The organism is Yersinia sp. 2542 StPb PI (genome assembly GCF_048593855.1).
GTDB classification, from domain to species: domain Bacteria; phylum Pseudomonadota; class Gammaproteobacteria; order Enterobacterales; family Enterobacteriaceae; genus Yersinia; species Yersinia enterocolitica_E.
This window is the reverse complement of record NZ_JAZGQA010000441.1, coordinates 1-821: the sequence shown is the minus strand read 5'-3', so window position 1 is coordinate 821 and position 821 is coordinate 1. Positions and strand designations below refer to the sequence as shown.

The following is an 821-nucleotide window of genomic DNA, read 5'->3' as shown; positions in this document are numbered from 1 at the left end:
ACCCTGAATAACACCAACAGTGTGGACAATGCCGTCACGGTGGATATCACGGATGCTACCTTGAATCTGGCTGATATTACGCTGTTTGACCATGCACTGACCGGCACTGGCACACTGAATGTGGCGAAGAATGATGCCAGCACGGCATTTGATTTCGGCTCTTCAGTGGGCGGCGCATTCAGCGGCATCGTGAATTTGCAAAATACCATTTTCAATATCGATGGTTTGAATACAACAGCCTTGACGAATTCCACACTGAAATTATCCAGCGGCAGTCTGGCCTCCGTGGCAGACGGTGTACAGAATATCGGTGGGCTGACGCTCAATGGCGGTACGTTGCTGTTTAATAATCTGGTGGATAACTCTGGTATTATCAGTTCTTTAGGGACTATTGCGACCAATAGTATCGATACCACCGGTGGCGGTGAGGTTCGGGTTAATTTACCGGCGAATGTCACACCAGATCTTGGCGGTTTGTCGGTGATGCAACTGGATGAAGGGGAGATCATTGTGACCTTGGCCTCCGGCGCGGCGACCGGAACCGGGCATGAGCTGACGTTATCTGATGCACTTGGTGACCCGTTAAGTGCGACCGTTTATCAGTCTATTTCTAACCCTGGTGCACTCTCACCGGCGGCACTGGGTTCGTTTAATTACGGCATGACCACCGGGACCGGTTTTGATGGGTTGTACGTCAATTATGGGCTGAAGGCGTTGGAATTGCAGAGCACAGGTAATGACGCACTGATATTAACGGCAACCTTGGCAAACAATGGTACGCAGGCTAATGATCTCTCCGCTCAGGTGACGGGCAGTGGCGA

At 51.2% G+C, this 821-nt stretch carries 1 protein-coding gene; it reads left to right on the top strand.

Annotation, left to right across the window (positions count from 1 at the left end; translation table 11 throughout):
* A partial coding sequence (locus V1952_RS22165; protein ID WP_420075588.1) for a hypothetical protein occupies positions 1-821 on the top strand: 821 nt, incomplete at both ends.